The organism is Streptomonospora sediminis (assembly GCF_054778995.1).
This window is the reverse complement of the sequence record NZ_BAAGYZ010000126.1, coordinates 52,781-78,197: the sequence shown is the minus strand read 5'-3', so window position 1 is coordinate 78,197 and position 25,417 is coordinate 52,781. Positions and strand designations below refer to the sequence as shown.

32 protein-coding genes are annotated in these 25,417 nt (G+C 69.2%); 3 read left to right on the top strand and 29 right to left on the bottom strand.

All coding sequences use genetic code 11. The annotated features are described in order from the left end of the window. Positions 1–100 precede the first annotated feature (100 nt). Complete coding sequence (locus ACYVD5_RS25015; RefSeq protein WP_461003588.1) at positions 101–652, top strand: DUF4913 domain-containing protein; 552 nt, start codon at positions 101–103, stop codon at positions 650–652. 119 nt (positions 653–771) lie between these two features. Here ACYVD5_RS25015 and coaA read toward each other — a convergent pair whose 3' ends face one another. Beyond that, on the bottom strand, positions 772–1,677 hold the full coding sequence (coaA, locus tag ACYVD5_RS25010) for a type I pantothenate kinase (RefSeq protein ID WP_461003614.1): 906 nt from the start codon (positions 1,675–1,677) through the stop codon (positions 772–774). 241 nt (positions 1,678–1,918) lie between these two features. After that, entirely contained in the window at positions 1,919–3,466 is a 1,548-nt protein-coding gene (locus ACYVD5_RS25005; protein WP_461003587.1) for a COG1361 S-layer family protein, read from the bottom strand. A 341-nt stretch (positions 3,467–3,807) separates the two neighbouring features. Here ACYVD5_RS25005 and glmS point away from each other — a divergent pair, with 341 nt between their 5' ends. Further along, complete coding sequence (gene glmS, locus ACYVD5_RS25000) at positions 3,808–5,658, top strand: glutamine--fructose-6-phosphate transaminase (isomerizing) (RefSeq protein WP_461003586.1); 1,851 nt, start codon at positions 3,808–3,810, stop codon at positions 5,656–5,658. A 153-nt stretch (positions 5,659–5,811) separates the two neighbouring features. Here glmS and glmM read toward each other — a convergent pair whose 3' ends face one another. From glmM to rplM, 3 genes are all read right to left on the bottom strand, one after another. Beyond that, the gene (gene glmM, locus ACYVD5_RS24995; protein ID WP_461003585.1) at positions 5,812–7,161 is read right to left on the bottom strand and encodes a phosphoglucosamine mutase; all 1,350 of its coding nucleotides are present in this window, start codon (positions 7,159–7,161) and stop codon (positions 5,812–5,814) included. A gap of 223 nt (positions 7,162–7,384) precedes the next feature. Next, positions 7,385–7,897, bottom strand: coding sequence for a 30S ribosomal protein S9 (gene rpsI, locus ACYVD5_RS24990; protein WP_461003584.1), 513 nt, complete (start codon positions 7,895–7,897; stop codon positions 7,385–7,387). 35 nt (positions 7,898–7,932) lie between these two features. Then, positions 7,933–8,382, bottom strand: coding sequence for a 50S ribosomal protein L13 (gene rplM, locus ACYVD5_RS24985; RefSeq protein WP_461003583.1), 450 nt, complete (start codon positions 8,380–8,382; stop codon positions 7,933–7,935). Between the two features lie 2,057 nt (positions 8,383–10,439). Here rplM and ACYVD5_RS24980 point away from each other — a divergent pair. Beyond that, positions 10,440–11,555, top strand: a complete 1,116-nt coding sequence (locus ACYVD5_RS24980) for a hypothetical protein (RefSeq protein WP_461003582.1) — start codon at positions 10,440–10,442, stop codon at positions 11,553–11,555. A 104-nt stretch (positions 11,556–11,659) separates the two neighbouring features. On the opposite strand, the gene truA is transcribed toward ACYVD5_RS24980, so the two are convergent. The 24 genes from truA to rplP all read right to left on the bottom strand — a co-directional run bounded on the left by truA (position 11,660) and on the right by rplP (position 25,415). Continuing rightward, a complete protein-coding gene (truA, locus tag ACYVD5_RS24975; protein WP_461003581.1) occupies positions 11,660–12,544 on the bottom strand; it encodes a tRNA pseudouridine(38-40) synthase TruA in 885 nt (294 codons plus the stop codon). Positions 12,545–12,631: 87 nt separating this feature from the next. Continuing rightward, positions 12,632–13,189 (bottom strand): 50S ribosomal protein L17, encoded by a 558-nt coding sequence (gene rplQ / locus ACYVD5_RS24970; RefSeq protein WP_461003580.1) that lies wholly within the window; start codon positions 13,187–13,189, stop codon positions 12,632–12,634. Between the two features lie 108 nt (positions 13,190–13,297). Continuing rightward, a complete protein-coding gene (locus ACYVD5_RS24965; protein ID WP_461003579.1) occupies positions 13,298–14,314 on the bottom strand; it encodes a DNA-directed RNA polymerase subunit alpha in 1,017 nt (338 codons plus the stop codon). A gap of 137 nt (positions 14,315–14,451) precedes the next feature. Then, a complete protein-coding gene (gene rpsK, locus ACYVD5_RS24960; RefSeq protein WP_461003578.1) occupies positions 14,452–14,856 on the bottom strand; it encodes a 30S ribosomal protein S11 in 405 nt (134 codons plus the stop codon). 93 nt (positions 14,857–14,949) lie between these two features. Continuing rightward, the gene (gene rpsM, locus ACYVD5_RS24955; RefSeq protein WP_461003577.1) at positions 14,950–15,330 is read right to left on the bottom strand and encodes a 30S ribosomal protein S13; all 381 of its coding nucleotides are present in this window, start codon (positions 15,328–15,330) and stop codon (positions 14,950–14,952) included. 218 nt (positions 15,331–15,548) lie between these two features. Next, positions 15,549–15,662: a 50S ribosomal protein L36 gene (gene rpmJ / locus ACYVD5_RS24950; protein WP_040274893.1), complete on the bottom strand. Its 114-nt coding sequence runs from the start codon at positions 15,660–15,662 to the stop codon at positions 15,549–15,551. A gap of 68 nt (positions 15,663–15,730) precedes the next feature. Continuing rightward, the gene (gene infA / locus ACYVD5_RS24945; RefSeq protein WP_017593374.1) at positions 15,731–15,952 is read right to left on the bottom strand and encodes a translation initiation factor IF-1; all 222 of its coding nucleotides are present in this window, start codon (positions 15,950–15,952) and stop codon (positions 15,731–15,733) included. 300 nt (positions 15,953–16,252) lie between these two features. Then, a complete protein-coding gene (locus ACYVD5_RS24940) occupies positions 16,253–16,720 on the bottom strand; it encodes a DUF1707 SHOCT-like domain-containing protein (RefSeq protein WP_461003576.1) in 468 nt (155 codons plus the stop codon). A 136-nt stretch (positions 16,721–16,856) separates the two neighbouring features. Further along, complete coding sequence (map, locus tag ACYVD5_RS24935) at positions 16,857–17,681, bottom strand: type I methionyl aminopeptidase (protein ID WP_461003575.1); 825 nt, start codon at positions 17,679–17,681, stop codon at positions 16,857–16,859. Next, on the bottom strand, positions 17,681–18,331 hold the full coding sequence (locus ACYVD5_RS24930) for an adenylate kinase (RefSeq protein ID WP_461003574.1): 651 nt from the start codon (positions 18,329–18,331) through the stop codon (positions 17,681–17,683). Before ACYVD5_RS24930 ends, map begins: the two co-directional genes overlap by 1 nt. Then, complete coding sequence (gene secY, locus ACYVD5_RS24925; RefSeq protein ID WP_461003573.1) at positions 18,331–19,644, bottom strand: preprotein translocase subunit SecY; 1,314 nt, start codon at positions 19,642–19,644, stop codon at positions 18,331–18,333. The genes ACYVD5_RS24930 and secY overlap by 1 nt, the downstream gene beginning before the upstream one ends. A 314-nt stretch (positions 19,645–19,958) precedes the next feature. Next, positions 19,959–20,423: a 50S ribosomal protein L15 gene (gene rplO / locus ACYVD5_RS24920; RefSeq protein ID WP_461003572.1), complete on the bottom strand. Its 465-nt coding sequence runs from the start codon at positions 20,421–20,423 to the stop codon at positions 19,959–19,961. After that, positions 20,420–20,608, bottom strand: coding sequence for a 50S ribosomal protein L30 (gene rpmD, locus ACYVD5_RS24915; RefSeq protein WP_461003571.1), 189 nt, complete (start codon positions 20,606–20,608; stop codon positions 20,420–20,422). Before rpmD ends, rplO begins: the two co-directional genes overlap by 4 nt. 2 nt (positions 20,609–20,610) lie before the next feature. Then, on the bottom strand, positions 20,611–21,213 hold the full coding sequence (gene rpsE / locus ACYVD5_RS24910) for a 30S ribosomal protein S5 (protein ID WP_461003570.1): 603 nt from the start codon (positions 21,211–21,213) through the stop codon (positions 20,611–20,613). Positions 21,214–21,259: 46 nt separating this feature from the next. Next, on the bottom strand, positions 21,260–21,646 hold the full coding sequence (gene rplR / locus ACYVD5_RS24905; protein WP_461003569.1) for a 50S ribosomal protein L18: 387 nt from the start codon (positions 21,644–21,646) through the stop codon (positions 21,260–21,262). A gap of 2 nt (positions 21,647–21,648) precedes the next feature. Continuing rightward, entirely contained in the window at positions 21,649–22,185 is a 537-nt protein-coding gene (gene rplF / locus ACYVD5_RS24900) for a 50S ribosomal protein L6 (protein ID WP_461003568.1), read from the bottom strand. A gap of 16 nt (positions 22,186–22,201) precedes the next feature. Beyond that, positions 22,202–22,600, bottom strand: a complete 399-nt coding sequence (gene rpsH, locus ACYVD5_RS24895; protein ID WP_461003567.1) for a 30S ribosomal protein S8 — start codon at positions 22,598–22,600, stop codon at positions 22,202–22,204. A 322-nt stretch (positions 22,601–22,922) separates the two neighbouring features. Further along, positions 22,923–23,108 (bottom strand): type Z 30S ribosomal protein S14, encoded by a 186-nt coding sequence (locus ACYVD5_RS24890; RefSeq protein ID WP_461003566.1) that lies wholly within the window; start codon positions 23,106–23,108, stop codon positions 22,923–22,925. Positions 23,109–23,116: 8 nt separating this feature from the next. After that, positions 23,117–23,692 (bottom strand): 50S ribosomal protein L5, encoded by a 576-nt coding sequence (gene rplE, locus ACYVD5_RS24885; protein WP_461003565.1) that lies wholly within the window; start codon positions 23,690–23,692, stop codon positions 23,117–23,119. After that, entirely contained in the window at positions 23,692–23,997 is a 306-nt protein-coding gene (gene rplX, locus ACYVD5_RS24880; protein ID WP_461003564.1) for a 50S ribosomal protein L24, read from the bottom strand. Before rplX ends, rplE begins: the two co-directional genes overlap by 1 nt. Positions 23,998–24,000: 3 nt before the next feature. Then, entirely contained in the window at positions 24,001–24,369 is a 369-nt protein-coding gene (gene rplN, locus ACYVD5_RS24875) for a 50S ribosomal protein L14 (protein ID WP_186356312.1), read from the bottom strand. A 103-nt stretch (positions 24,370–24,472) separates the two neighbouring features. Continuing rightward, positions 24,473–24,748, bottom strand: coding sequence for a 30S ribosomal protein S17 (rpsQ, locus tag ACYVD5_RS24870; RefSeq protein ID WP_461003563.1), 276 nt, complete (start codon positions 24,746–24,748; stop codon positions 24,473–24,475). After that, positions 24,745–24,999: a 50S ribosomal protein L29 gene (gene rpmC / locus ACYVD5_RS24865; RefSeq protein WP_461003562.1), complete on the bottom strand. Its 255-nt coding sequence runs from the start codon at positions 24,997–24,999 to the stop codon at positions 24,745–24,747. Before rpmC ends, rpsQ begins: the two co-directional genes overlap by 4 nt. Next, the gene (gene rplP, locus ACYVD5_RS24860; RefSeq protein ID WP_461003561.1) at positions 24,999–25,415 is read right to left on the bottom strand and encodes a 50S ribosomal protein L16; all 417 of its coding nucleotides are present in this window, start codon (positions 25,413–25,415) and stop codon (positions 24,999–25,001) included. Before rplP ends, rpmC begins: the two co-directional genes overlap by 1 nt. Between the last annotated feature and the right edge of the window lie 2 nt (positions 25,416–25,417).

Genomic DNA, 25,417 nt, shown 5'->3' with positions numbered 1-25,417 from the left:
TCCGCACGCGCCGGCAACCGGGTGTCGGCAACCGACCCTCTCCGACCACTCGACCGGGGGAGCCGCTCCCGGCCACGGACAGCAGCACGGGACTTGCCGCATGACCTCCACAGACGACCGCATCGCCACTGACGGCGGGCTGACCGAGGACGGACTCTCCGACCGCGTGGCGCACCTGCAGAACGCCATGCACCGGCTCGGCGCGGACGTCATCCGGTTGCAGACTCAGCTCACCGACCTGGCCGCAACGCCCGAACCCGCGCAGGAGGAGGACGGCGGCCCGACCCCGTTCATTTTCAACATGTCGCGCGACGCTTACAAAGGCGAGCTGGCCGCGCTGGTCACCTGGGTGAACGACTTTCTGGTGCCGGTGTACGCGGGCCCGCTTGAGGGCGGCAGCAGCGGGGCCGGCCCCGCGCCCTGGTGCCCGGTGTGGTGGGAACACCACGAGGCGGTCGGCCGGCTGCACGCGCTGCGGCTGGCCTATGAGGAACTGGCCGACACACGGGTGTCGGGCCCTTCCGGCCCCGCGGTGTGGCACCGCGACCATCTCGACCCTGCACTGGACCGGCTGCGCTCGCCCGAAGGCCCCTTTGCGGCGTGCTCGGCGACGATGGGGCACCGGTCGCGCACGCGCTCGGAGTCGGCCTGACCGCGGCTACCGGGCGCCGACCCGCCGACCGCTGACCACCGGCCGGAGCCGCCGGATGCGGGTCGGACCCGGCCGGCTCAGGCCGGCTCCGATCGGCTCCAGGCCGGCGCGGCCGCCGGTCAGGTCTTGCGCAGCCGCACCCGCCGGATGGTGTGGTCGGCACCCTTGTGCAGCACGAGCGTGGCCCTGCCGCGCGTGGGCCGGATGTTCTCGACCAGGTTGACCTCGTTGATGCTGCGCCACACGCCTGACGCGAACTCCACGGCCTGCTGCTCGTCCATTTCGCTGGCCATCGCATGGAAATACGAGCGCGGATCGGCGAAGGCCGTGCGCCGCAGCTCCTGGAAGCGGTCCAGGTACCACGACCGGATGTGCTCGGCCTTGGCGTCGACGTAGATCGAGAAGTCGAAGAAGTCGGCGACCGCGAGACGGCCGGGCAGCGGCGGCTGCAGCACGTTGATGCCCTCGACGATGAGGATGTCCGGGCGCTGCACCACCTGGGTTTCGCCGGGGACCAGGTCGTAGGCCAAGTGCGAGTAGACCGGGATTTCCATGCGCGGCGCGCCGGACTTCATCTCTGAGACGAACCGGACCAGTGCCCGCCGGTCGTAGCTCTCCGGGAACCCCTTGCGGTTCATGATGCCCCGCTCTTGCAGGACCGCGTTGGGGTAGAGGAAGTTGTCGGTGCTGACCAGTTCGACATTGGGGTGGTCGGGCCACTGCGCCAGCAGGGTGCGCAGCAGGCGGGCTGTCGTGGACTTGCCGACGGCGACGCTGCCTGCCACGCCGATGACGAACGGCATCGGCTGGTCGCCCTCACCGAGGAAGCCGCGCACCGCCGCGTGGCGCTGGCGGGTCGCGCTGACGTACAGGTTGAGCAGCCGGGACAGCGGCAGGTAGATGTCGCGCACGTCGTCGAGCGACGTGGGATCGGTCGTGCCGCGCAGGACTTCGAGGTCCTTCTCGGTCAGCGGCAGCGGTGTCGAGTCGCGCAGCGCTGCCCACGCCGACCGGTCGAGTTCCACATACGGCGTTGAAAAGCCGTTCTTCGTCGAAGCCACGCCTGCCCACACTAGACGAGGCCAACTGCGCGAATGCGCCCTCCCCCACGGGAGAACCGGAAGCGCCGCTGCAACGGGCCTGCGGTGGAGCGGGGAACCCGCCCGCCGCACCACCGCCGGAGCGCCCCCGTCCGGCGCCGTCCGGCAGTGGACGGCACCGGACGGCACCGGACGGCTTCCGGTCGTTCGCCGGGCTTCCCGGGCCTCAGCGGGCCTTGGTACCGCGGGACACGGAGTACAGGAAAAGCCCGCAGACGGCGGTCAGGAGGCCGGCACCGCCGAGCACGGCCACGCCGGCCCCGGTCACCGGCAACTCCGGGATACCTCCGTTGCCGTGGCCGTTCCCACCGTTGCCGGGCCCGTCCGTCGGGGTCGGGCCGGGTCCTGGGCCGTCCGTCGGGGTCGGCGTGGGGGTGGGTGACGGGTCGTCCGTCGGCGTCGGCGTGGGCGTGGGCGTGGGAGACGGTGTCGGCGTGGGAGACGGTGTCGGGGACGGCCCTTCGACCTCCGTCTGCACGCACGACGCGTTGTTGCCGGTCGTGCTCTCCGCCGTGTCGGTGTTCGCCTCAGCGCAGTTGTTGATGATCGTGCCCGGCTCGGCATCGCCGTCCACCCGCACGACGAAGACGAGTTCGGCCGCCTCACCCGCTTCGAGGTCGCCGGCGTTGCAGTCGACCGCAGACCCGGCCACCTCGCATCCGTCCGGAAGCTGATCGACCTCGATGTGGTCGGAGTCGACCGTGTCCTCGGCGCGCACGTCCTCGGCCGTCCCCGGCCCGTTGTTGGTTATACGCACCGTGTAGGTCATCGTGCCGTCCGGGCTCACTGTGGCCGGCCCCGTCTTCTCCACCTCGATATCGGTTGCGGCCGGGGACGGCGGCTCGACGTCGGTACTCGCGCAGGACTGGTTGTTGCCCGTGTCGGACTCACGGGAGCCGGTGTAGACGGTCGCGCAGTTCACGATCTCGGTTCCGGCCGCGACGTCCGGATTCACCGTGACGGTGACCTCCAGTTCGACCGTCTCCCCCGGCTGGAGGGTGCCCAGGTCGCAGGTGACGGTGAGCCCGCTGGGCGGGCACTGCTCCGGCAGTGCGGTGATGGTCGTCAGGTTGCCGTCCGTGGGGTCCTGCACAAACACGTCCGCGGCCTCGGACGGGCCGTGGTTGGTGACGGCGACCGTGTACGTGATGCTGCCGTCGGGATTCACCGTGGCCGGATCGGCGGTCTTGGTGACCTCCACATCGGCCATGGTCCGGGTCTGCGCGATGTGCTGCGTGGAGGCACCGGCGGCGTTGTCGGCATCGACCGATGCCTGGTTCACCACGTTGGTGCCGTCGGCGACGCCCGGGTCCACCGCCACATTGACCGTGTAGGTGAGCGAGTCACCCGCCGCCAGGGACGTCCCGGCTCCGCCGCAGGTCACCACCTGCCCGGCGGCGGTGCAGTCCGGGGACGAGACGAAGCCGACGTTCGGGTCCAGGGTGTCTGTCACCGTGACGCCCTCGGCGGTCTCGTCGCCGTTGTTGGTGACGGTCACCGTGTAGGAGGCCTCGGCGCCGATGACCATCGGATCGGGTGCGGCCGACTTGGTGATTTCCAACGCGGGCGCCTGAGCCGCTCCCGGCGCGCCGAGGCGCTCCTGTCCGGCGGTCCCCGCGGCGGCTTGGCCGCTGAGCGGCCACCCGCCGACCACGACGATCACCGCCATCGCCCTGGCAGCACGGATCGCTCCGGCTCCCAACGTCCTGTGCATGTCCGCCCCCGCAGTATCGGTGGGTTCCGATGCTCACGGAAAGCGGTTGGGCACCCAAGGACGGACACGGCGACGCGGGCGGAGGCGGGGGTTTCTTGCCCGGAACTTGACCCGCGCTGCACGCTCGGACAGGCTCAACCGGCAAAATCCCGCAACGAGGGATAATTCTCCTGCCGTTCACTCGGCGGCACCCGTCCGGTACGCGGAGCGGCACGTGGCCCGCTGACGTGCGCGGTCTTAACGGATTCGGCCAATGGTCTATACCCTTACCTGCGCAAACTCTTATTGGTATGGCGACTGGGTGGTCGGGTTGCCGCCGTTCATTGGTTACGCTGGCCCTCATGTGCGGAATCGTTGGCTACGTCGGGCCGCAACCGGCGCTTGAGGTGGTCGTCGACGGCCTCAAAAGGTTGGAGTACCGCGGATACGACTCCGCGGGCATCGCCGTCCTGGCCGATGGCCGGATGGATACCGAGAAGCGCGCCGGCAAGCTCGCCAACCTCAAGGCGGCCCTGGCCGAAACCCCGCGCTCGGCCGACGGGATCGGTATCGGGCACACCCGCTGGGCGACCCACGGTGCGCCCAACGACGTCAACGCCCACCCCCACGTCGACAACGACAACCGGGTGGCGGTCATCCACAACGGCATCATCGAGAACTTCACCGCGCTGCGCCTGGAACTGGAGGAGCGCGGCTGCAAGTTCAGCTCCGAGACCGACACCGAGGTCGTCGCCCACCTGCTCGGCGAGGAACTGAAGGAGCAGAACGAGGACCTCTCCGCGGCCATGCGCGCGGTCTGCCGGCGGCTGGACGGCGCCTTCACGCTGGTCGCGATGTTCGTCGGCGACCCCGACCTCGTCGTGGCGGCACGGCGCAACTCGCCGCTCGTGGTCGGCCGCGGCGAGGGCGAGAACTTCCTCGCCAGCGACGTCGCCGCCTTCATCGCGCACACCCGCGACGCCGTCGAACTGGGCCAGGACCAGGTGGTCGAGCTCCGCCGCGACTCGGTGACCATCACCGACTACGACGGCAACCCCGCTCCGGTGCGCGAGTACCACGTCGACTGGGACGCCTCGGCCGCCGAAAAGGGCGGCTACGAGTACTTCATGCTCAAGGAGATCGTCGAGCAGCCGCAGGCGGTGGCCGACACCCTGCTGGGCCGCGTCGGCGTCGACGGCACGCTCATGCTGGACGAGATGCGGCTGGCGCCCTCCGAACTGCGCGACATCGAGAAGATCGTCGTCATCGCCTGCGGCACCTCCTACCACGCGGGCCTGATCGCCAAGTACGCGATCGAGCACTGGTGCCGCATCCCCTGCGAGGTCGAGGTCGCCAGCGAGTTCCGCTACCGCGACCCCATCCTGAACCGGCAGACCATGGTCATCGCGATCTCCCAGTCGGGCGAGAGCATGGACACGCTCATGGCGGTGCGCTACGCCCGCGAGCAGCGCGCCCGCGTGCTGGCCATCTGCAACGTCAACGGCTCCACCATCCCGCGCGAGTCCGACGGCGTCCTCTACACCCACGCCGGGCCCGAGGTCGGCGTGGCGGCCACGAAGACGTTCCTCACCCAGCTGGTGGCCTGCTATCTGGTCGGGCTGTATCTGGCCCAGACCCGCAGCCTCAAGTTCGGCGACGAGATCAACGCCGTCATCGAGCAGCTCGCCAACATGCCCCAGCAGGTCGAGAAGGTGCTGGACACGGTTTCGCCGGTGCGCGACCTGGCGCGGTCGCTGGCGGGCTCGGACACCGTGCTGTTCCTCGGCCGCCACGTGGGCTACCCCGTGGCGCTCGAAGGGGCGCTCAAGCTCAAGGAGCTGGCCTACATGCACGCCGAGGCCTTTGCCGCCGGCGAGCTGAAGCACGGGCCGATCGCGCTGATCGAGGAAGGGCTGCCGGTTGTCGTGGTGGTGCCGTCTCCCGAGGGGCGCGGGGTGCTGCACGACAAGATCGTGTCCAACATCCAGGAGATCCGCGCGCGCGGCGCACGCACCATCGTCATCGCCGCCGAGGGCGACGAAGCCGTGCGCCCCTTCGCCGACGACCTGATCGAGATCCCGGCGGTGCCGACCCTGCTGCAGCCGGTGGTCTCGACCATCCCGATGCAGGTGTTCGCCTGCGAGCTGGCTCTGGCCAAGGGCAACGACGTCGACCAGCCGCGCAACCTGGCCAAAAGCGTGACCGTCGAGTAGGGCCGCCGACAGCCGGGCGACCGATCCGGTACCCGGCGCTCGGCACCCGGACGAACGGAACGGGGCGGACCGCGCATCCCGCGCGATCCGCCCCGTTCCTGTTGGCGGCCGTCCGCGGTTCCAGCGGACGGTTTACCGCCCTGCTTGCAGTGCTTAGCTGATCGCCAGATCCGCGCGGACCACGTCCGCCAAGCGCTCGGCGACCTCTTTGGCGTGGACCTCGGCGGCGGCCTCGACCATGACGCGGACCATCGGCTCGGTCCCGCTGGGGCGGATCAGCACCCGGCCGGTGTCGCCCAACTCGGACTCGGCGCGGGCCACCGCCTCGGACAGCGCCGCAGAGGACTTCGCCCGGGTCTTGTCCACGCCCCGCACGTTGATCAGCACCTGCGGCAGCCTGGTCATCACCTTGGCCAACTCGTCCAGCGCGAGACCGCGCCGGCTCACCGCACCGAGCAGGTGCAGCCCGGTCAGCAGGCCGTCGCCGGTAGTGGCGTGGTTGGTGATCACCACATGGCCGGACTGCTCGCCGCCCAGCGAGAACCCGCCCTCGCGCATGGCCTCCAGCACATAGCGGTCGCCAACGGGGGTCTCGACCACAGTGATCCCTGCCGCTTGCATGGCCAGTTTCAGGCCCAGGTTGGACATCACCGTGACCACCAGGGTGTCCTGGGCCAGCCGGTCGGATTCGTGCAGTTCCAGGGCGAGGATGCCCAGGATCTGGTCGCCGTCGACTACCGAACCGTCGGCGGCCACCGCCAGGCAGCGGTCGGCGTCGCCATCGTGGGCGATGCCCGCGTCGGCGCCGTGGTGGCTCACGGCCGCGCGCAGGTCGTCCAGGTGCGTCGACCCGCAGCCCTCGTTGATGTTCAGCCCGTTGGGGTCGTCGTGGATCGCGATGACCTCGGCGCCCGCACGGCGCAGCGCCTCGGGGGCGACCGCTGCGGAGGCGCCCTTGGCGCAGTCGACCACGACCCGCAGGCCGTCGAGCCGGTGCGGCAGGGTCTCGACCACGTGCCGGATGTAGCGTTCGGCGCTGTCGGCTGCGTCGCTGACCCGGCCCACGGCCGCGCCCACGGCACCCTCTGCCGGTTCCTCCAGCGCCGCGGCGATCTCGTCCTCGACGGCGTCGGGCAGCTTGTGCCCGCCGCGCCCGAAGAACTTGATGCCGTTATCGGGAGCCGGGTTGTGGCTGGCCGAAAGCATCACCCCGAAGTCGGCGTCCAGCTCGCCGGTGAGAAAGGCGACAGCGGGCGTCGGCAGCACGCCCAGCCGCACCACGTCCACACCCGCGCTCGCGAGCCCGGCGACAACAGCCGCCTCCAGGAACTCGCCCGAGGCCCGGGGATCTCTGCCCACGACCGCCTTGGGACGCTCGCCCGCGGGGCGCTCATCGCCGGGCAGCACCCGCGCAGCGGCAACGGACAGCTCCAGCGCCAGCGCGGCGGTCAGGTCGCGGCCCGCGACCCCCCGGACTCCGTCAGTACCGAACAGCCGAGTCACGAACCAATCGCCCCTTCGTCTCAAGTAGTAGCGATGCCGGATCGCGATCCCACGCAGCAGAACTGGAACGGGACGAAGGCTCTACCGCCGAGCTGCCCGCGCCTGCGCCGGACCGGATGGAACCGACGAAATACGTACGGCCCGCACAAACCACCGGATATCCGGGGAGAGGCGGGCCGTGACCGGGCGCGCCGAGCAGAGTCGGCGCGCCGCGGCCGAGCGCTTAGCGCTTGGAGTACTGCGGAGCCTTGCGGGCCTTCTTCAGACCGGCCTTCTTCCGCTCGACCTTGCGGTCGTCGCGGGTGAGGTAGCCGTTCTTCTTCAGCGCCGGGCGGTTGTTATCGGCGTCCAGCCCGGCGAGCGCGCGGGCAAGGCCGTGGCGCAGCGCGCCGGCCTGGCCGCTGGGGCCACCGCCGCTGAGCCGCGCGAAGACGTCGTAACCACCCTCGAAGCCCAGCGCGACCAGCGGGTCCTTGATGACCTGCTGGTGCACCTTGTCGGGGAAGTAGTCCTCCAGCGACTTGCCGTTGACCTTCCACTCCCCCGTGCCCGGGGTGATACGGACACGGGCGATCGCCTTCTTGCGGCGGCCGGTGCCGGCACCTGGGCCGGAAGCCGTGGGGACGTACCCGGCGGCGGCCTCTTCGGGGGTTTCGCTGGTGTACTCGGCAGGGAACTCCTCGGAGTTCTCCTCGAGATCAGTTGCGACGTCTTCGATACCGGTCGGCTCGACCACGGTTTTCCTCGTACTTCCTTCAGTCTCGCGAACGCCTAGGCGGGCTGGTCGATCTTCTTCAACTCGTAGGGCACCGGCTGCTGCGCCTGGTGCGGGTGCTCCGCGCCGGCGTACACCTTGAGCTTCTTGGCCATCTTGCGGCCGAGGGAACCCTTGGGCAGCATGCCCTTGACGGCCTTCTCGATGGCCCGCTCCGGGTGCTTGTCCAGCAGCTCGCCATAGGAGACCGAGCTCAGACCGCCGGGGTAGCCGGAGTGCCGGTAGGCCCGCTTCTGCTCCCGCTTGTTGCCGGTCAGCGCCACCTTGCCGGCATTGATGACGATCACGAAGTCACCGGTGTCGATGTGCGGAGCGTAGTAGGTCTTGTGCTTGCCTCGGAGCAGAGTGGCGACGTGGCTGCCCAGCCGTCCCAGCACGACATCGCTGGCGTCGATGACGTGCCACTGACGCTGGACATCGTTGGGCTTAGGGCTGTATGTGCGCACGATCGTAAGCCTTCGTCTCAGTCGGCGGGGCCCATCTCCGCGGACGGAGATGGAGAACTCGTAATTACTGGTCCGGCTGCGGCGCCCTATCGCGGGGCGTTCAGCCGCCGGGTGGGTGCGGACGATGATGCGTGGTCGGCACCCACGAAAGAATGCAGGAGCCCACGGCAACTCAACGCACAACAACGGAGTATACTACCGCCCGGACGCACTGCTGGTCAAAACGACCGGAGATCATACACTGCCGAGTCATGCACAGACCCGCAGCGGCACGGCGACACGTGAATACTCCGTTCCCATTATGCCTTGCCGAACGAGTGCTTTGGACGCACCACCAGCAGGCACCGCTCCAACACCCGCGGCAGGCCCCGCCCGCCCGGGGACCGGGCACCGCTACAGTGGTCGGCCCGTGCGGGGCACTGGTGCGCGCACCGCGCCGCCTTGCCTCCGGCGCCCCGCCAGCGGGGTCCGGCCCCGGATCGCGGTGTGCGGTCACGGTACGTGGCGCCGGCGACGTTGCGGCCGCCGCGACCCGCCGAGGCCGCAAGGAGCTATCCTCAGGCCCGCACCGTCGATAAGACCGGCCGCGCGCGCAGCGCCCGCGCGCCGCCGCCCCACCGCGGCAGCCACCGGAACCGCCGATAGGAGCGGCGTCCTGCCCCCCCCGGCGCCGCAGCCAACGGCCCGCCGGCCGCCAGGAGCGCGCGGCCGCCGTCACCGGCCCCGCCGGCGCCGACCGCGAAGGCCCGCCACTTCGCCCCGACCCCATCCGCATCCCCAGGACAAGTCTTCGGAGTACCGCCATCGCACCGCATCCGAATGAGCCGACCGACGGCCGCGACGGCCCTGACAGCCGATCCGAGCCGTGGCACGCCCCCACGCACCCGGACTCCGCGGAGCCGCCGGCCGCGCCGTTCGGTCAGCCGCAGCAGCATCCGGCCGCGCCCGCGGACGGCGGCGACCTCCTCAGCGGCGGGGCGGTGACCGGGCACGGTCCGCAGCTGCCGGGCGGACCGCACCATCCGTCCCATGCCGCGTCGGGGCCCCAGCACGGCCACGCCGCCGCTTCCCCGGCCGGCGCGCCGCAGCCCGAGCCGCAGACCGAGCCGTTCGCAGCGCCGGCCGCTCCGAACCCGGGCGGGCCGCCCGCGCACAACCGGCCGCCGGCCGATGGTTCCGCAGGTCCGTTTCCGCACCCGCCGGCCGCCGCACAGCAACCTGCCCAACCCGGCCAACCGGGCCAACAGCCCGGCCAACCGATCCAGCCGGGCGCGGCGGGCGGGCCCGCGGGACCGGGACCGCAGCAGCCGCTCCCGGACCATGCCGCTTCCGGCGGCCAGCAGCCCTACCGGGGGCAGGGGCAGGGCCCGGGGCAGCACCCGCATCCGGCGGGCCCGCAGCAGCCCAGCGGGGGCCAGCAACCCCCGATGGCACCGGGGCAACTGCCTCCGGGCGGCGGGCAACCGCAGCCGCAACCACCCGCCGGCGGCCCGCCACAGGCCCCGCCCCGCCCGGGCGCACCCGGCCAACAACACCCCATGAGCGGACCCCAAACACCGCAACACCGCCCGCAGGCCGGCCCGCAGCAGCCCAGCGGCGGCCAGCAACCCCCGCTGGCACCGGGTGCGGGGCCCCAGGGTGCCCAACAGCCCCAGCACGGGTGGCAGCAGCAGCCCGGACGGCCGCCGCAAGCGCCGCAGGGTGCCCAGCCCCAGCAACCGGGCCCCGCACCGCACGGGCCGGCGCACCAACAGCCCGGCCCCGGACCGAACCAGACGCAGCCGGGACAGCCCGGCGGCCCGCCCGGACAGCCGGGGCAACCAGGACACCAACACCCGGGGCAGCAGGCACAGCCGGGCCAGGCGCCCTTCGGGCCTCCAGGCGCCGCGCCGCAAGGCCCGCCGCACGCACCGCAGCAACCCGCAGGCGGTCCGCGGCCCCCGCAGGGGCAGCAACCGCTCGGCCTGCCGGCGGCGCCGGGTTCGGGACCGCAGCAACCGCACCCGCACCAGCAGCCGCCGGGTACCGGTGCCCCCACCGGCGGCCAGCAGCCGCCGATGCCCGGCATGCAGCAGGCCGGGTACCCGCAGCAGCCGCACTCCGGCGGCCAGGCGCCGATGGGCGGCATGCCCGGCGGCCAGGGCCAGCACCCGCCGCACCAGCCGCCGCCCCATCACCACCCGGGAGCGCCCGGGGCACCGGGGGCACCCGGCGCTGCCCAGCAGCCGCCCAACCCCAATCAGCCGCTCCAGGGCCGCGTCATGACCCCCGGCACCCCCACGCCCGAAGGCGTGGAGGAGGAACCGATGTTCCCCCCGGATGCCGGTGCTTCCACCCAGAACATCAACGCTGTCACCGACGATGAAGGCTCGACCCAAGCGATCAACCGGGTCGAGGACGAATTCGGCGGGCGGCCGATGTTCCGCGAACAGTCCCGGCCGAAAGCGGGCGGCTCCAACACCGCTGAAATCGATCTGTCCGAAATGGAGGGCGACGGCGGCGGTTACGGCCGCTTCGGCGGCGGCGCGGGCGGAGGCGGGCGCAGACCGGTCCCGCGCACGCTGCTGCTGGCCGCGGGCTTTGTGGCGATCCTGCTGCTCGGGGGCGGCGGTGCGTTCTACATCGCCACCAGCGGCTCTTCGTCGGAGGCCGGCCTGGCGTCCGGTGCCGCCCCCGATACCCCCGACGCCCTGGAGACCAGCGACCTGTTCCCCAACTCGGTCGATGTCGCCGGCCGGGCCTACACGCTGAGCACCACCGACGACACCGACGAGTGCCCGACCGCCGCCCACGGCGACTACGGCAAGGTCCTCACCGAGAACAACTGCCAGCAGATCGTCCGGGCGACCTACGTCGACGAGGAGAAGTCGACCGCTGTCACGGTCGGGATCGCCGCCATGGGCAGTCCTGAAGAGGCGCAGACCGCCGAGCAGGCCCAGGACCTCGGCGCGGCGAAGTGGTTCGCCGGGCTGCAGGGCGAGGGCGGCAGCGGCGCCGAGCGGATGGACGTCGCAGGCGGGCACGGCTCCGGCGCGCGCTGGGGCCCGTACCTGGTGTTCTCCCTGGCGGCGGGCGCTGACGGCCGCGTCAATGAGAACCGCGCCGACGAGATGACCGAGACCAGCGAGGGCTTCCTGGAGACCCCGCTGAACTCGCTGGGCGAAAGCGTCTGAGGCCGGTGGCGATCATGCGGGAATGCCCGTCCCGGCTTTAATCCGGGCATTCCTGCATGATCATCGGTGCGCTGGTGGAACGGCGGATCAATCCTTGCCAGGCTTCAGCTCGCCGGCGTGCCCGGCAGCGTGCGGACCCTGCGGGTGGCGGTGGCCCGGGCCGCCATTTCCGCGGCGGCGGGGTAGCGGATCTCCTCCAGGGTGAGGCCGTGCGGCGCGACCACGTGCACGCCCGAGTCGCGGATTCCGGCGCCGAGTACCCGGGCCGGCCAGTCGGCGGCCCGGCGGCCCTCACCGACCGCCAGCAGCGCCCCGATCAGCGCGCGCACCATGTTGTGGCAGAACGCGTCGGCCTGCACGGTTGCGGCATAGAGCCGTTCGGCCTCGGTGCGCCACTCCAACCGAAGCAGTTCGCGGATCGTGGTGGCACCCTCGCGCTTGCGGCAGTAGGCGGCGAAGTCGTGCTCGCCCACCAGCCCGGCGGCGGCGCGGTTCATGGCCGCCACATCCAGCGGGCGGCGGTTCCACAGCACGTCGCGCCGGCGCAGCGGGTCGACACCGCCGGGGGCGTCGCTCACCCGGTAGGCGTAACGGCGGAACAGCGGGGAGAAACGGGCGTCGAAGCCCTCAGGAGCCACGCTGACGGCCTGCACGCGCACATCGGGTGCGAGCACCCCTGCCAGGCGGCGCAGCAGCTTGTCGGCACCCTCAGTCGCCCACAGCGGCTCCGGGACGTCGAGGTGCGCCACTTGGCCGCGGGCGTGCACTCCAGCGTCGGTGCGTCCGGCGACGGTCAGCCGCACCGCCTCCGGCTCCAGGCGCAGCACCCGGCCCAGCGCCGCCTGCAGCTCGCCCTGGACGGTGCGCCGACCGGGTTGCTCGGCCCAGCCGGAGAAGTCGGTCCCGTCATAGGCGATGTCCAACCGCAGCCGGACCCGCGCGGGCTCGCCGGTCGCCACGTCGCTCGCCTCCCTGTGGAAACTCTGCAAAACACGCAGTGCCCGATCCCGCTCGGGGACCGGGCACCTCGCTGCCCATACGTACCGCGGCCGACCGGAGCCCGCCGCAGTCCGCGGCTACTTCTCTTCGGACTTGCCCTCGGGCGTGTCCGCGGCGGGCTCAGCCGTCTCGGCGCCTTCGGCCTGCTCGGCAGCAGACGCCTGCTCGGCCTGCGCCGGCTCCTCGGCGGGAGCGGTCTCCTCGGCGGGAGCCGCGGTGTCCTCGGCCGGCTGCGCGGCCTGCGCACCGCCGACCGTGGTCACCGGCGGGGTCGCCGGTCCGGCCTCGACCAGCTCGATCACCGCCATGGGGGCGTTGTCGCCCCGGCGCGGACCGATCTTGGTGATACGGGTGTAGCCACCGGGCCGGTTCTCGTAACGCGGGCTGATCTCGGTGAACAGCTCGTGCACGACCGACTTGTCGGTGATCTTGGCCAGCACTTGGCGGCGGGCGTGCAGGTCGCCGCGCTTGCCCAGGGTGATGAGCTTCTCGGCATAGGGGCGCAGCCGCTTGGCCTTGGCCTCGGTGGTCTTGATCCGGCCGTGCTGGAACAGCGAGCTCGCCAGATTCGCCAGCATGTGCCGCTCATGTGCCGGGCCGGCCCCGAGACGGGGCCCCTTGGTCGGCGTGGGCATGGTGTCGTTCTCCTAGTGGTGCGGTCCCCCGCCGACCGCGGTGCGGCGGGCGGGGGACCATTGCGACGGCTTGGAATTACTGCGGCGCGGAGCGCCGCCTTCCACCTTCTAGTACTGCTCGGTCTCGACGAAGGCGTCGTCCTCGTCCTCGCCGTAGGAGTCGGCCGCGCTGCTCGGATCGAACCCGGGAGGGGAGTCCTTCAGGGACAGCCCCATGTCGATGAGCTTCTGCTTGACCTCTTCGATCGACTTCGCGCCGAAATTCCTTATATCGAGAAGGTCCTGCTCGGAGCGCGCGACGAGCTCGCCGACACTGTGGATGCCCTCGCGCTTGAGGCAGTTGTAGGACCGGACCGTCAGGTTGAGGTCCTCGATCGGCAGGGCCAGATCGGCGGCCAGGGCCGCATCCGTTGGCGAAGGGCCCATGTCGATGCCCTCGGCGTCGACGTTGAGCTCGCGAGCCAGGCCGAACAGCTCAACCAGGGTCTTGCCCGCGCTGGCGACGGCGTCGCGCGGGCGGATGCTCGGCTTGCTCTCGATGTCGACGATGAGCCGGTCGAAGTCGGTGCGCTGCTCGACGCGGGTGGCCTCGACCTTGTAGGTGACACGCAGAACCGGCGAGTAGATCGAGTCGACCGGGATGCGCCCGATCTCCTGACCCTGCTGCTTGTTCTGTGTCGCCGAGACGTAACCGCGGCCGCGCTCGACCGTGAGCTCCATCTCCAGCTTGCCCTTGCCGTTGAGGGTCGCCATGTGCAGCTCGGGGTTGTGCACCTCGACACCCGCCGGCGGAGCGATGTCAGCGGCGGTGACCACGCCGGGGCCCTGCTTGCGCAGGTACATCAGCACGGGCTCGTCGTGCTCGGAGCTGACGACAAGGCCCTTGAGGTTGAGGATGAGTTCGGTGACGTCCTCTTTGACGCCGGGCACGGTGGTGAACTCGTGCTCGACGCCCTCGATGCGGATGCTGGTGACCGCTGCCCCCGGAATGGAGGACAGCAGGGTGCGGCGCAGCGAGTTACCGATCGTGTAACCGAATCCCGGCTCCAGCGGTTCGACGACGAACTTGGACCGGAACTCGCCGAGGGACTCCTCGGAGAGCGACGGACGCTGAGCGATCAACATGGTGGATGATTCCTTTCACCGGGCCGCCCGCTATTTGACGGCCACTGGATGGCCCCGCGGTTGCGGGACCCGATCTGTGCCCCGCCGCAGCCGGCGCCAAACAGGCGCGCGGCGGCAGCGCGGCTACGCGCCGGTTGTCAGACCCGGCGGCGCTTCGGCGGACGGCAGCCGTTGTGCGGCACCGGCGTGACGTCCTGGATGGAGCCGACCTCAAGGCCGGTGGCCGTGAGGGAGCGGATGGCGGTCTCGCGGCCGGAGCCGGGGCCCTTGACGAAAACGTCGACCTTGCGCACCCCGTGCTCCTGGGCGCGGCGCCCGGCGGCCTCGGCGGCCATCTGCGCGGCGAAGGGGGTCGACTTGCGCGATCCCTTGAACCCGACCTGGCCGGAGCTGGCCCACGAGATCACCGCACCGTTGGGGTCGGTGATGCTCACGATCGTGTTGTTGAACGTGCTCTTGATGTGAGCATGTCCATGGGAAATATTCTTCTTTTCCTTGCGACGCACCTTGCGTGCAGTGTTCTGACGGCCCTTAGGCGGCATACCAAAAAACTCCCAAGATCATCGATCCGTTTGCAGCGTCCGGGTCCGGCGCCTCGCGGCTGCCGGGCGGTGCGGACAGAGTGGACGGACTACTTACTTCTTGCCGACCTTCTTCTTACCGGCCACGGTCTTCTTCTTGCCCTTGCGGGTGCGCGCGTTGGTCTGTGTGCGCTGACCGTGCACCGGCAGGCCGCGGCGGTGGCGCAGGCCCTGGTAACTGCCGATTTCCATCTTGCGGCGGATGTCGGCCTGGACCTCGCGGCGGAGGTCGCCTTCGACCTGGTAGTTGCCGTCGATCCACTCGCGCAACTGGATGAGCGCGTCCTCGCTCAGCTCGTGGACGCGGGCATCGGCGTTGACGCCGGTGTTCTGCAGGGTCTCGACGGCACGGGTGCGGCCGATCCCGTAGATGTAGGTGAGAGCGATCTCCACCCGCTTCTCGCGGGGGAGGTCGACGCCGGCGATGCGTGCCATATGGGCGAACTCCTCAATTGCTCTGCGGAGGTTGTACCCGCCCCACCCTCTCGTCGCCCAAATCGACGAGGCCCCGGCCTCCGACCGGGGGTGCTCCCCTCGCTGTGAGGGGATCGGGACAGGATCTTCGCTTGGCGGCCGCCGCGGGATTCCGCGGGACCGGAGACTTCGTCAGAATGCACTGCGCGCAAAAACCTGCGCGAAGCGGCCGGGCCGGTTCAGCCCTGGCGCTGCTTGTGGCGCGGGTCCGAGCAGATGACCATGATCGTGCCGTGACGACGAATCACCCGGCACTTCGCGCAGATCTTCTTGACGCTCGGCTTGACCTTCATGGTGGCTCCGAACTGATGGAACTCGTGCGTCACCGCGACCGCCGGGGCGCCCCGGCGACGGTGGCGGACTACTTGTATCGGTAAACGATGCGCCCGCGCGTCAGGTCGTACGGGCTCAGTTCCACGACGACGCGGTCGTCGGGAAGGATGCGGATGTAGTGCATGCGCATCTTGCCGCTGATGTGGGCAAGGACCTTATGCCCGTTGTCGAGCTCCACTCGGAACATTGCGTTGGGTAGGGACTCGATAACGGAGCCCTCGATTTCGATGGCGCCGTCTTTCTTAGCCATATCCTCCACCGGGAACATCCCCGCCGAAGACGGGGAACATACGGAATGACCCGGGCGCTGCGCCCGGGCACTAGCTGAAGCAATAGCGAACACTGAGAGATCAGGTCGAGTGCGACAGCAGCACGCACGCGTGAACGAAGGCAGGCAGCCCGACCCAACAGCCCGAGTGTGGGCATGACCATTCTACCCCGCTTATGCAGGTGCTGGGGACAATGCCGACACCAGCACCGCGCAGCGGGCACCGGCCCCGCAGGCGCGCACCCGCAGGCACACGCCCTGCGGCGTGCGGGCGATGCAGGCCTAACCGGCCCCGCTCTGGCGCCCGCCGCGGTTGACCGCCGCCATCGCCAGCGTGATGAACGCCATCACGATACCCCACGGCGCCAGCACCCACAGGAACCAGGGGTAGCCGTCGCTGGCTCCAGTGAGGAACAGGATCAGCCAAATCGTGAAGCACAGCAGGTTGACCGCCGCCCACACCGCCCACGGCACCGCCAGCGCGGGATCGCGCAGCAGCCCGGACTCGGCGCCCAACGGGGGCGGCGGCGGTTTCGGCGGCTCGGCCTCAAGCCGGGCGAGGTCTCGTTCGGGCAGATCCGCAGTGAGCGGCACCAACTCCCCGCGGGTGCGGGCGCTGTAGGCGTTTTCGAGCCGGTTGTTGAACTCGTCGCTTTCGAGGCGGCCGTCGGCGAAATGCTCTTGCAGCAGTTTGGCAACCCGGTCGCGGTCGGCGTCCGAAGCCCGAATCTGCGGTGAGGACTCCGACATCGCCACTCTCCTTCGGCGTCTGGCAATCCCGCGGGCGGCGCCCGCACGCCCATAGTAGGCGACCCCGCCCGCACCGGCGATCGCCATGCCTGCGCCGAATGGGCGGCCCGGCCGGCCGCCGCGGCGGCCGGCCGGATCAGAAGCCGGGGTCGGGGAACCCGAGTTCGGCGATGCGTTCGCGGTTCTCCTCGCGGGCGGTGAGCACCAACGGCCCCTCAGCGGTAATGGCGACCGAGTGCTCGAAGTGCGTGGACCGCCGGCCATCGCGGGTGACGACCGTCCAGCCGTCCTCCAGCTCCAGGACATGCCGACTGCCGGCGTTGGCCATCGGCTCGATCGCCAGGCACATGCCCTCGACCAGCTCCTGGCCCTTGCCGCGCTTGCCGTAGTTGAGCACGTGCGGGTCCATGTGCATCTCGGTGCCGATGCCGTGCCCGCCGTACTCCTGGACGTTGCCGAAACGCCCCTGGGAGCGCATGTAGCCGTCGATGGCGGCCCCGATGTCACCCAGGCGCCTGCCGGGCCGCAGCTCGGCGATTCCGCGCCACATGGACTCCTCGCAGACCTCCATCAGCCGCAGGTCCTCGGGCCTGGGCTCGCCGACCACCACCGTGATGGCGGAGTCGCCGTGCCAGCCGTCCAGGATCGCGCCGCAGTCGATGGAGATGATGTCGCCATCGGCCAACACCTTGGAGGCGCGCGGGATGCCGTGCACGACCTCCTCGTTCACCGAGGCGCAAATGGACCCGGTGAACCCGAAATAACCCTTGAACGACGGCACCGCACCCGCGTCGCGGATGCGGCGGTCGGCGATGGAGTCGAGGTCGAGCGTGCTCATGCCGGGTTTGACGGCGGCGCGCAGCTCATCGAGCGTGCGCGCCACCACCTTGCCCGCCTCGCGCATCTTCGCGATTTCGGTCGCGGTCTTGAGCTGTACAGGCGGCTCCGCCTTACGGAACATCAGGCGCCGTCACGCAGCGCGGCCTTGGCCCGTTCGGTCACCTGGTCGACGGAACCGGTGGCCTCGATGGCCACCAGGATGCCCTCGCCTTGGTAGAACGCCACCAGCGGCTCGGTCTGCTCGCGGTAGACGTCCATGCGGTGGCGGACGACGTCCTCGCGGTCGTCCTCGCGCTGGAACAGTTCGCCGCCGCAGGAGTCGCACACGCCTTCGGCCGCGGGCGGCTCGTACTCGACGTGGTGGACGTTGTTGCAGTTCCGGCACTGCCGGCGCCCGGAGAGCCGCTTGACGACCTCTTCTTGGTCGACCTTGAGCTCCAGCACCGCATCGAGCCGCACGCCGAGATCGTCGAGGATCTTGTTCAGCACCTCGGCCTGGGCCACGTTGCGCGGAAATCCGTCGAGCAGGAAGCCGCCCTGGGCATCCTGCTGTGCCAACCGGTCGCGGACCATCGCGTTGGTGATCTCGTCGGGCACGAGATCACCCCGGTCCATGTAGGACTTTGCCTGCTTTCCGAGCTCAGTACCACCGCTCACGTTGGCACGGAAGATGTCGCCAGTGGACACCTTCGGGATCGACAATTCGGACGCCAAGATCTGGGCCTGGGTGCCTTTTCCGGCTCCCGGGGGTCCCACCAATACGGCACGCACTATCGCAAGAAACCTTCGTAGTTCCGCTGCTGGAGGTGACTCTCGATCTGCTTCACCGTGTCCAGCCCGACACCGACCATGATCAGGATGCTCGTACCACCGAACGGGAAGTTCTGGGTCGCGCCGGAGGCTCCCAGCGCGATCATCGGCAGCAGAGCGATCAGCCCGAGGTAAAGCGATCCGGGAGTCGTCAGCCGGGTCAACACGTAATCGAGGTACTCGGCGGTCGGACGCCCAGGCCGGATACCCGGGATGAACCCACCGTACTTCTTCATGTTGTCGGCGACTTCAGCGGGGTTGAAGGTGATCGCCACGTAGAAGAACGCGAAGCCGATGATCAGCAGGAAGAACGTTGCCATGTACACCGGGTGCGTGCCCGAGGCGAAGTACGTGTTGATGAAGTCGGCAACCGGGTTGTCGGCGTTCTGGCCCATCAGGCCGATGGCCAACTGCGGCAGGTACAGCAGCGACGAAGCGAAGATGACCGGGATGATGCCGGCCTGGTTCACCTTGAGCGGGATGTAGGTGGAGCTGCCCCCGTACATCCGCCGGCCGACCATGCGCTTGGCGTACTGCACCGGGATGCGGCGCTGCGCCTGCTCGATGAAGACCACGCCCGCGATCAGGAAGAGCCCCGCGACGCAGATGAGCCCGAACATCCAGGGCTCCTGCTCCTGGAACATGGTGGTCAGCGCCGAGGGGAAGCCCGCGACGACCGTGGTGAAGATCAGCAGCGACATGCCGTTGCCGACGCCGCGTTCGGTGATGAGCTCGCCGAACCACATGATGATGCCGGTGCCCGCGGTCATGACGACAACGATGGTGACCAGGGTCAGCGGGTCCTGGTTGGGCATGTAGCTACTCACCGGGATCTGGCCTTGGAACAGCTGCCCGGTACGCGCCATGGCGACGATGCTGGACGACTGCAGGACCGCCAGCAGCAAGGTCAGATACCTGGTGTACTGGGTGATCTTGGTCTGCCCGGACTGGCCCTCCTTCTTCAGGGCCTCAAGCCGCGGGACCACCACCGTAAGCAGGTTGATGATGATGCTGGCGGTGATGTAGGGCATGATGCCCAGCGCGAACACCGCCAGTTGGAACAGCGCACCACCGCTGAACACGTTGAGCAGCGTGAAGACACCCGTGGTGTCCTGCTGCTGGACCGCCTCCAACTGCTCGCGGATGGCCGCCGAGTTGATGCCCGGTGCCGGAATGACCGCCCCCAACCGGAAGACGGTCAGGATGAGCAGCGTGAACAGCAGCTTGTTGCGCAGGTCAGGCGTGCGGAACGCACGGATGAACGCACCTAGCACGTCTCCTCCTGCGAGGTTTCGGCGGCGGAACCGGTTCCAGACATCGCGGCCGATCCTGAATCGTCGTAGAGGGTCGACCCCGGGAGGCGCCCCGGGGCTCTGGGGTCATCGGTCAAGCAGTATCGCACTGTAACAGCCAATCGCGGGGGATAAAGAGCGCCCAGGTCACACGGTGTTACACCCTGTGTTCGAATGGTGGCACGCGGGCGGTGCCCCCGAACCTATCTCACCCCGCCACACAACGCGCAGGGGCGCCCGCCGGTTCCCGTGGGATCCTCCGGCGGGCGCCCCTGAGCGCGCTGCGAGCGTCATTCCTACCGCTCGGCGACGCTGCCGCCGGCCGCGGTGATCTTCTCCCGAGCCGATGCGGAGACCGCGTCGACACTCACGTGCACGGCGACCTGGATCTCGCCTTCGCCCAGCACCTTCACGAGCTGGTTCTTGCGAACCGCCCCGTTGGCGACCAGGCTCTCGACGGTGACCTCGCCGCCCTCGGGGTAAAGCTCGTTCAGCTTGTCCAGGTTGACCACCTGATACGTGGTCTTGAACCGGGCGTTGCTGAAGCCCTTCAGCTTGGGCAGCCGCCGGATCAGCGGCATCTGGCCGCCCTCGAACCCGACCGGGACCGTGGAGCGTGCCTTCGTGCCCTTGGTGCCGCGACCCGCGGTCTTACCCTTGGACGCCTCGCCGCGGCCCTTGCGGATCTTGGCCTTGTTGGAACCCGGTGCGGGCCGCAGGTGATGCAGTTTCAGCGGCTCGTCGGGCGTGTAGTCGCTCATGCGTCGACCTCCTCGACAGTCACGAGGTGCGCGACGATGTTGACCTGCCCGCGGACGGAGGGAGAGTCCTCGCGCACCACGGTCGAGCCGATCTTACGCAGCCCGAGCGTACGCAGGCTGTCGCGCTGCTTCTGCTTGCCGCCGATCTTGGAGCGGACCTGGGTGATCTTCAGCTTGCCGGCCATGGTCAGGTACCCGCCTTCGCCTCAGCACGGGCGCGCAGCATGGCGGCCGGAGCAACGTCCTCCAGCGGCAGGCCGCGCCGGGCTGCGATCTCCTCGGGCTGGTTAAGGCCCTTGAGCGCCGCAACGGTGGCGTGCACGATGTTCAGCGGGTTGGACGAACCGAGCGACTTGCTCAGCACGTCGTGGATCCCGGCGCACTCCAGCACAGCGCGGACCGGACCGCCGGCGATAACACCGGTACCGGGCGCGGCCGGGCGCAGCAGCACGACGCCGGCGGCGTCCTCGCCCTGCACGCGGTGCGTGATCGTGCCCTGGACGCGCGGGACTCGGAAGAAGTTCTTCTTCGCGGTCTCGACGCCCTTGGCGATGGCTGCGGGGACCTCTTTGGCCTTCCCGTAGCCGACGCCCACCATGCCGTTGCCGTCACCGACGACGACCAGGGCGGTGAAGCTGAAGCGCCGACCGCCCTTGACCACCTTGGCGACCCGGTTGATGGTCACGACTTTTTCGATGTAGGAGACACCCTTGTCTGCGGCGCCGCCGCGGCGATCGTCACGGCGGTCTCGCCGCTCGCCACCGGCGCCGCGCCGCGGAGCTGCAGCCATCAGTGGTTCCTCTTCCCGTTGGTGATGATGCTTGCGACCGGGTTCATCAGAACTCCAGTCCGCCGGACCGCGCGCCCTCGGCCAGCGCGGCGACACGGCCGTGGTAGCGGTAGCCACCGCGGTCGAACACGACGGCCGAGATGCCGGCGGCCTGCGCGCGCTGCGCCAGCAGCTCGCCGACCTGGTGCGACTTCTCGGACTTCGTGCCCTCGCCGCTGCGGAGGTCGCGGTCGTGCGTGGAGGCGGCAACCAGCGTGTGGCCCTGGGTGTCGTCCACGATCTGCGCGACGATGTGCTTGGACGAGCGGTACACCACCAGGCGCGGACGCGCCGTGGTGCCCGAGACCTTCTTCCGGACCCGCAGGTGGCGCCGCGCACGGGAAGTCGCGCGCTTGGCCGTCTTGGTGCGGGCCAGCGTCGTGCTCTTGCCCATGACTACTTACCAGCCTTTCCGGCCTTGCGGCGAATGCGCTCGCCTTGGTAGCGCACGCCCTTCGCCTTGTAGGGGTCGGGCCTACGCAAGTTGCGGATGTTCGCGGCGACCTGGCCCACGAGCTGCTTGTCGATGCCATCGACGTGCAGCAGGGTGGGACGCTCGACACGGAAGCTGATGCCCTCGGGCGGCTCTACGACAACCGAGTGGCTGTAGCCCAGGGAGAACTCCAGGTTGGAGCCCCTGGCCTGCACGCGGTAGCCGACACCGTGGATCTCCAGCGTCTTGGTGTAACCGTTGGAGACACCCTCGATGAGGTTGGAGAGCAGCGCCCGCGTCAACCCGTGCAGCGAGCGGTTGTCCGGCTTGTCGTCGGGACGGGACACGCGCAGCACGTCCTCGTCCCAGGCGATGGTGATCGGCTCGGCGATCGTGTGGCTCAGTTCGCCCTTGGGCCCTTTGACCGTGACGTCCTGACCGTCGATGGTGATCTCGACGCCCTTGGGAACCGAGATCGGCAGTCGACCAATACGCGACATGGCGAAATCCCTCCCTCTACCAGACGTAGGCGAGGACTTCGCCGCCCACGCCGCGCTTTTTGGCCTGCTTGTCGGTCATCAGGCCACCGGACGTCGAAATAATGGCGACACCGAGGCCGCCCAGCACGCGCGGAAGGTTGTCCTTCTTCGCGTAGACGCGCAGACCGGGCTTGGAAACCCGCCGCACGCCGGCGATGGAGCGCTCACGCGTGGGGCCGTACTTGAGGTCGACCACCAGCGTCTTGCCGACGGTCGCCTCCTCGGTGCGCCACGTCTGCACAAAGCCCTCCTGCTGGAGGATGTCGGCGATGTGCGCCTTGATCTTGGAATACGGCATCGCCACGGTGTCGTGGTAAGCCGAATTCGCATTGCGCAGACGCGTTAGCATGTCTGCGATCGGGTCGGTCATCGTCATGGCCGATAGGCCCTTCCTCACCGCGGTTTCCCCAAGGACAGGCCCGTCCCTTTGCGGACCTGTTCCCGCGCCGGACGCGGGCTCCTCTAGGACCTACGGCGTGGTCGCGGGCACCGCTCCGCTCTGGTCGGATGCAGCGCCCTGCCGGTTCGTTGTTTTGTGCGTCTCATACACGCAGCCGCCGGCGGGGCCGGGGCGGCGTTTCCTACGTTTTCCTACAATCCGCTTCGCCGCAGGGCCGTTGTTTCCAACGGCCGCGCCGGTGCCCGGGGTCGGGCGCGCCGCAGCGGCGCCGATCCCCGGGCGGAGGCGGGAGGAGGGGTTACCAGCTCGCCTTGGCGATACCGGGAAGCTCGCCGCGGTGGGCCATCTCGCGGAAGCAGATACGGCACAGGCCGAACTTCTTGAAGACGGCACGCGGCCGACCGCACCGCGAGCACCGAGTATATGCGCGAACGTTGAACTTCTGCTTACGGTTCGCCTTGGCGATCAGTGCCTTCTTAGCCATGCTCTCCCCTAGGACTCCTTGAAGGGGAAGCCGAGCCGCTTAAGCAGGCTGCGCCCCTCGTCGTCGTTGGTCGCCGAGGTGACGACCGTGATGTCCATGCCGCGCTGGCGGTCGACCCGGTCCGGGTCGATCTCGTGGAACATGACCTGCTCGGTCAGCCCGAACGTGTAGTTCCCGCGCCCGTCGAACTGCTTGGGCGAGAGCCCGCGGAAGTCGCGGATGCGCGGCAGCGCCAGCGAGAGCAGCCGGTCGAGGAACTCCCACATGCGGTCGCCGCGCAGAGTCACGCTGGCGCCGATGGGCATGCCCTCACGCAGCTTGAACTGGGCGATGGAGTTCTTCGCCCGGTTGATGCGGGGCTTCTGGCCGGTGATCGCCGTAAGGTCGGTCACCGCGCCCTGGATCAGCTTGGCGTCGCGCGCGGCGTCGCCCACACCCATGTTCACCACGATCTTGGTAAGACCGGGGATCTGCATGATGTTGCCGATCCCGAACTCCTCGCGCAGAGCCTGGGTGATCTCCGAGCGGTACTTCTCCTTGAGCCGCGGCATCGCCGGGGCGGAGGTGTCAGTCTCGACCGTCATCAGATGTCCTTACCACTGCGGCGGGAGATCCGGACTTTGGTCCCGTCATCCTCAAAGCGGTAACCGACGCGAGTCGGCTGTCCGTCTTCCACGACAGAAACGTTGCTGACGTGGATCGGCGCCTCTTTGGTGACGACCTCGCCCTGCTGGCCGCCCGCCGGGTTCGCCCTCTTGTGCTTCTTAATGAGGTTGACGCCCTCGACGACGACACGCTGCTCCTTAGGAAGGGCCTTGATGACCTTCCCGGTGGCACCCTTGTCCTTGCCGGCGATGACGACGACCTCGTCGTCCTTCTTGATCTTCATCGCCTAGAGCACCTCCGGCGCTAGCGAGATGATGCGCATGTACCTCTTGTCCCGCAGCTCGCGCCCGACCGGGCCGAAGATGCGGGTGCCGCGCGGGTCCCCACCGTCCTTGATGAGTACGGCGGCGTTCTCATCGAAGCGGATGTAGGAGCCGTCGGGCCGGCGGCGCTCCTTGGAGGTGCGCACGATCACGGCCTTGACGACATCGCCCTTCTTCACGCCCGCGGCGGGGAGGGCGTCCTTGACTGTCGCCACGATGGTGTCGCCGATGCCCGCGTAGCGCCGACCCGAGCCGCCGAGGACACGGATGGTCAAGATTTCCTTGGCCCCCGTGTTGTCGGCGACCTTGAGTCGCGACTCCTGCTGAATCACGTCTGCTCCTGATATGTGCGCGCGTAACCCGCAAGGGCCCGCGCTGCTAGGTGGTCACACCCCTGGGGCGGCCGATCTCCACGAACCGGCCGCCAGTCAGGGGTTACTTCGCCTTCTCCAGGATCTCCACGACGCGCCAGCGCTTGGTCGCGGACATCGGCCGGGTCTCCATCAGGCGCACCCGGTCGCCGACGCCGCAGGTCTCCGCCTCGTCGTGGGCCTTGTATTTGGTCGTGCGGCGGATGACCTTGCCGTAAAGCGCGTGCTTCACGCGGTCCTCCACCTCCACGACGACCGTCTTCGACATTTTGTCGCTGACGACGTAGCCCTCGCGCACCTTCCGGTAGTTGCGCACCGAGCTCTGCGTGGTCTCGCTCATTCGGCTGCTTCCTTCGTCTTCTCAGCCGACTCACCGGCCAGCGGCATGATTCCGAGCTCGTGCTCGCGCATGACCGTGTAGATACGAGCGATCTCACGTTTCACAGTGCGCAGCCGACTGTGGTTGTCGAGCTGGCCGGTGGCGGCCTGGAAGCGGAGGTTGAACAGCTCTTCCTTCGCCTCTTTGAGCTTGCCCACCAAGTCCTCTGCGGACTCGCTGCGCAGCTCCTGGGCGGTCAGGGACTTTGCCATCACGCCTCCACTTCGCGCTTCACGAACTTGCACTTCATAGGGAGCTTGTGCATCGCCCGGCGCATGGCCTCTTTGGCGATGGGCTCCGGCACGCCCGACAGCTCGAACATGATGCGCCCAGGCTTGACCGGCGCCACCCACCACTCGGGGGAACCCTTACCGGAACCCATGCGGGTCTCGGCCGGCTTCTTGGTGATCGGGCGGTCCGGGAAGATGTTGATCCACACCTTGCCGCCACGGCGGATGTGCCGCGTCATGGCGATACGAGCGGCTTCGATCTGCCGGTTGGTGACGTAGGCGGAGTCCAGTGCCTGGATGCCGTACTCACCGAAGTTGACCTTTGTGCCGCCCTTGGCCCGCCCCTTGAGATCGGGGTGGTGCTGCTTGCGGTACTTGATCTTGCGGGGAATCAGCATCG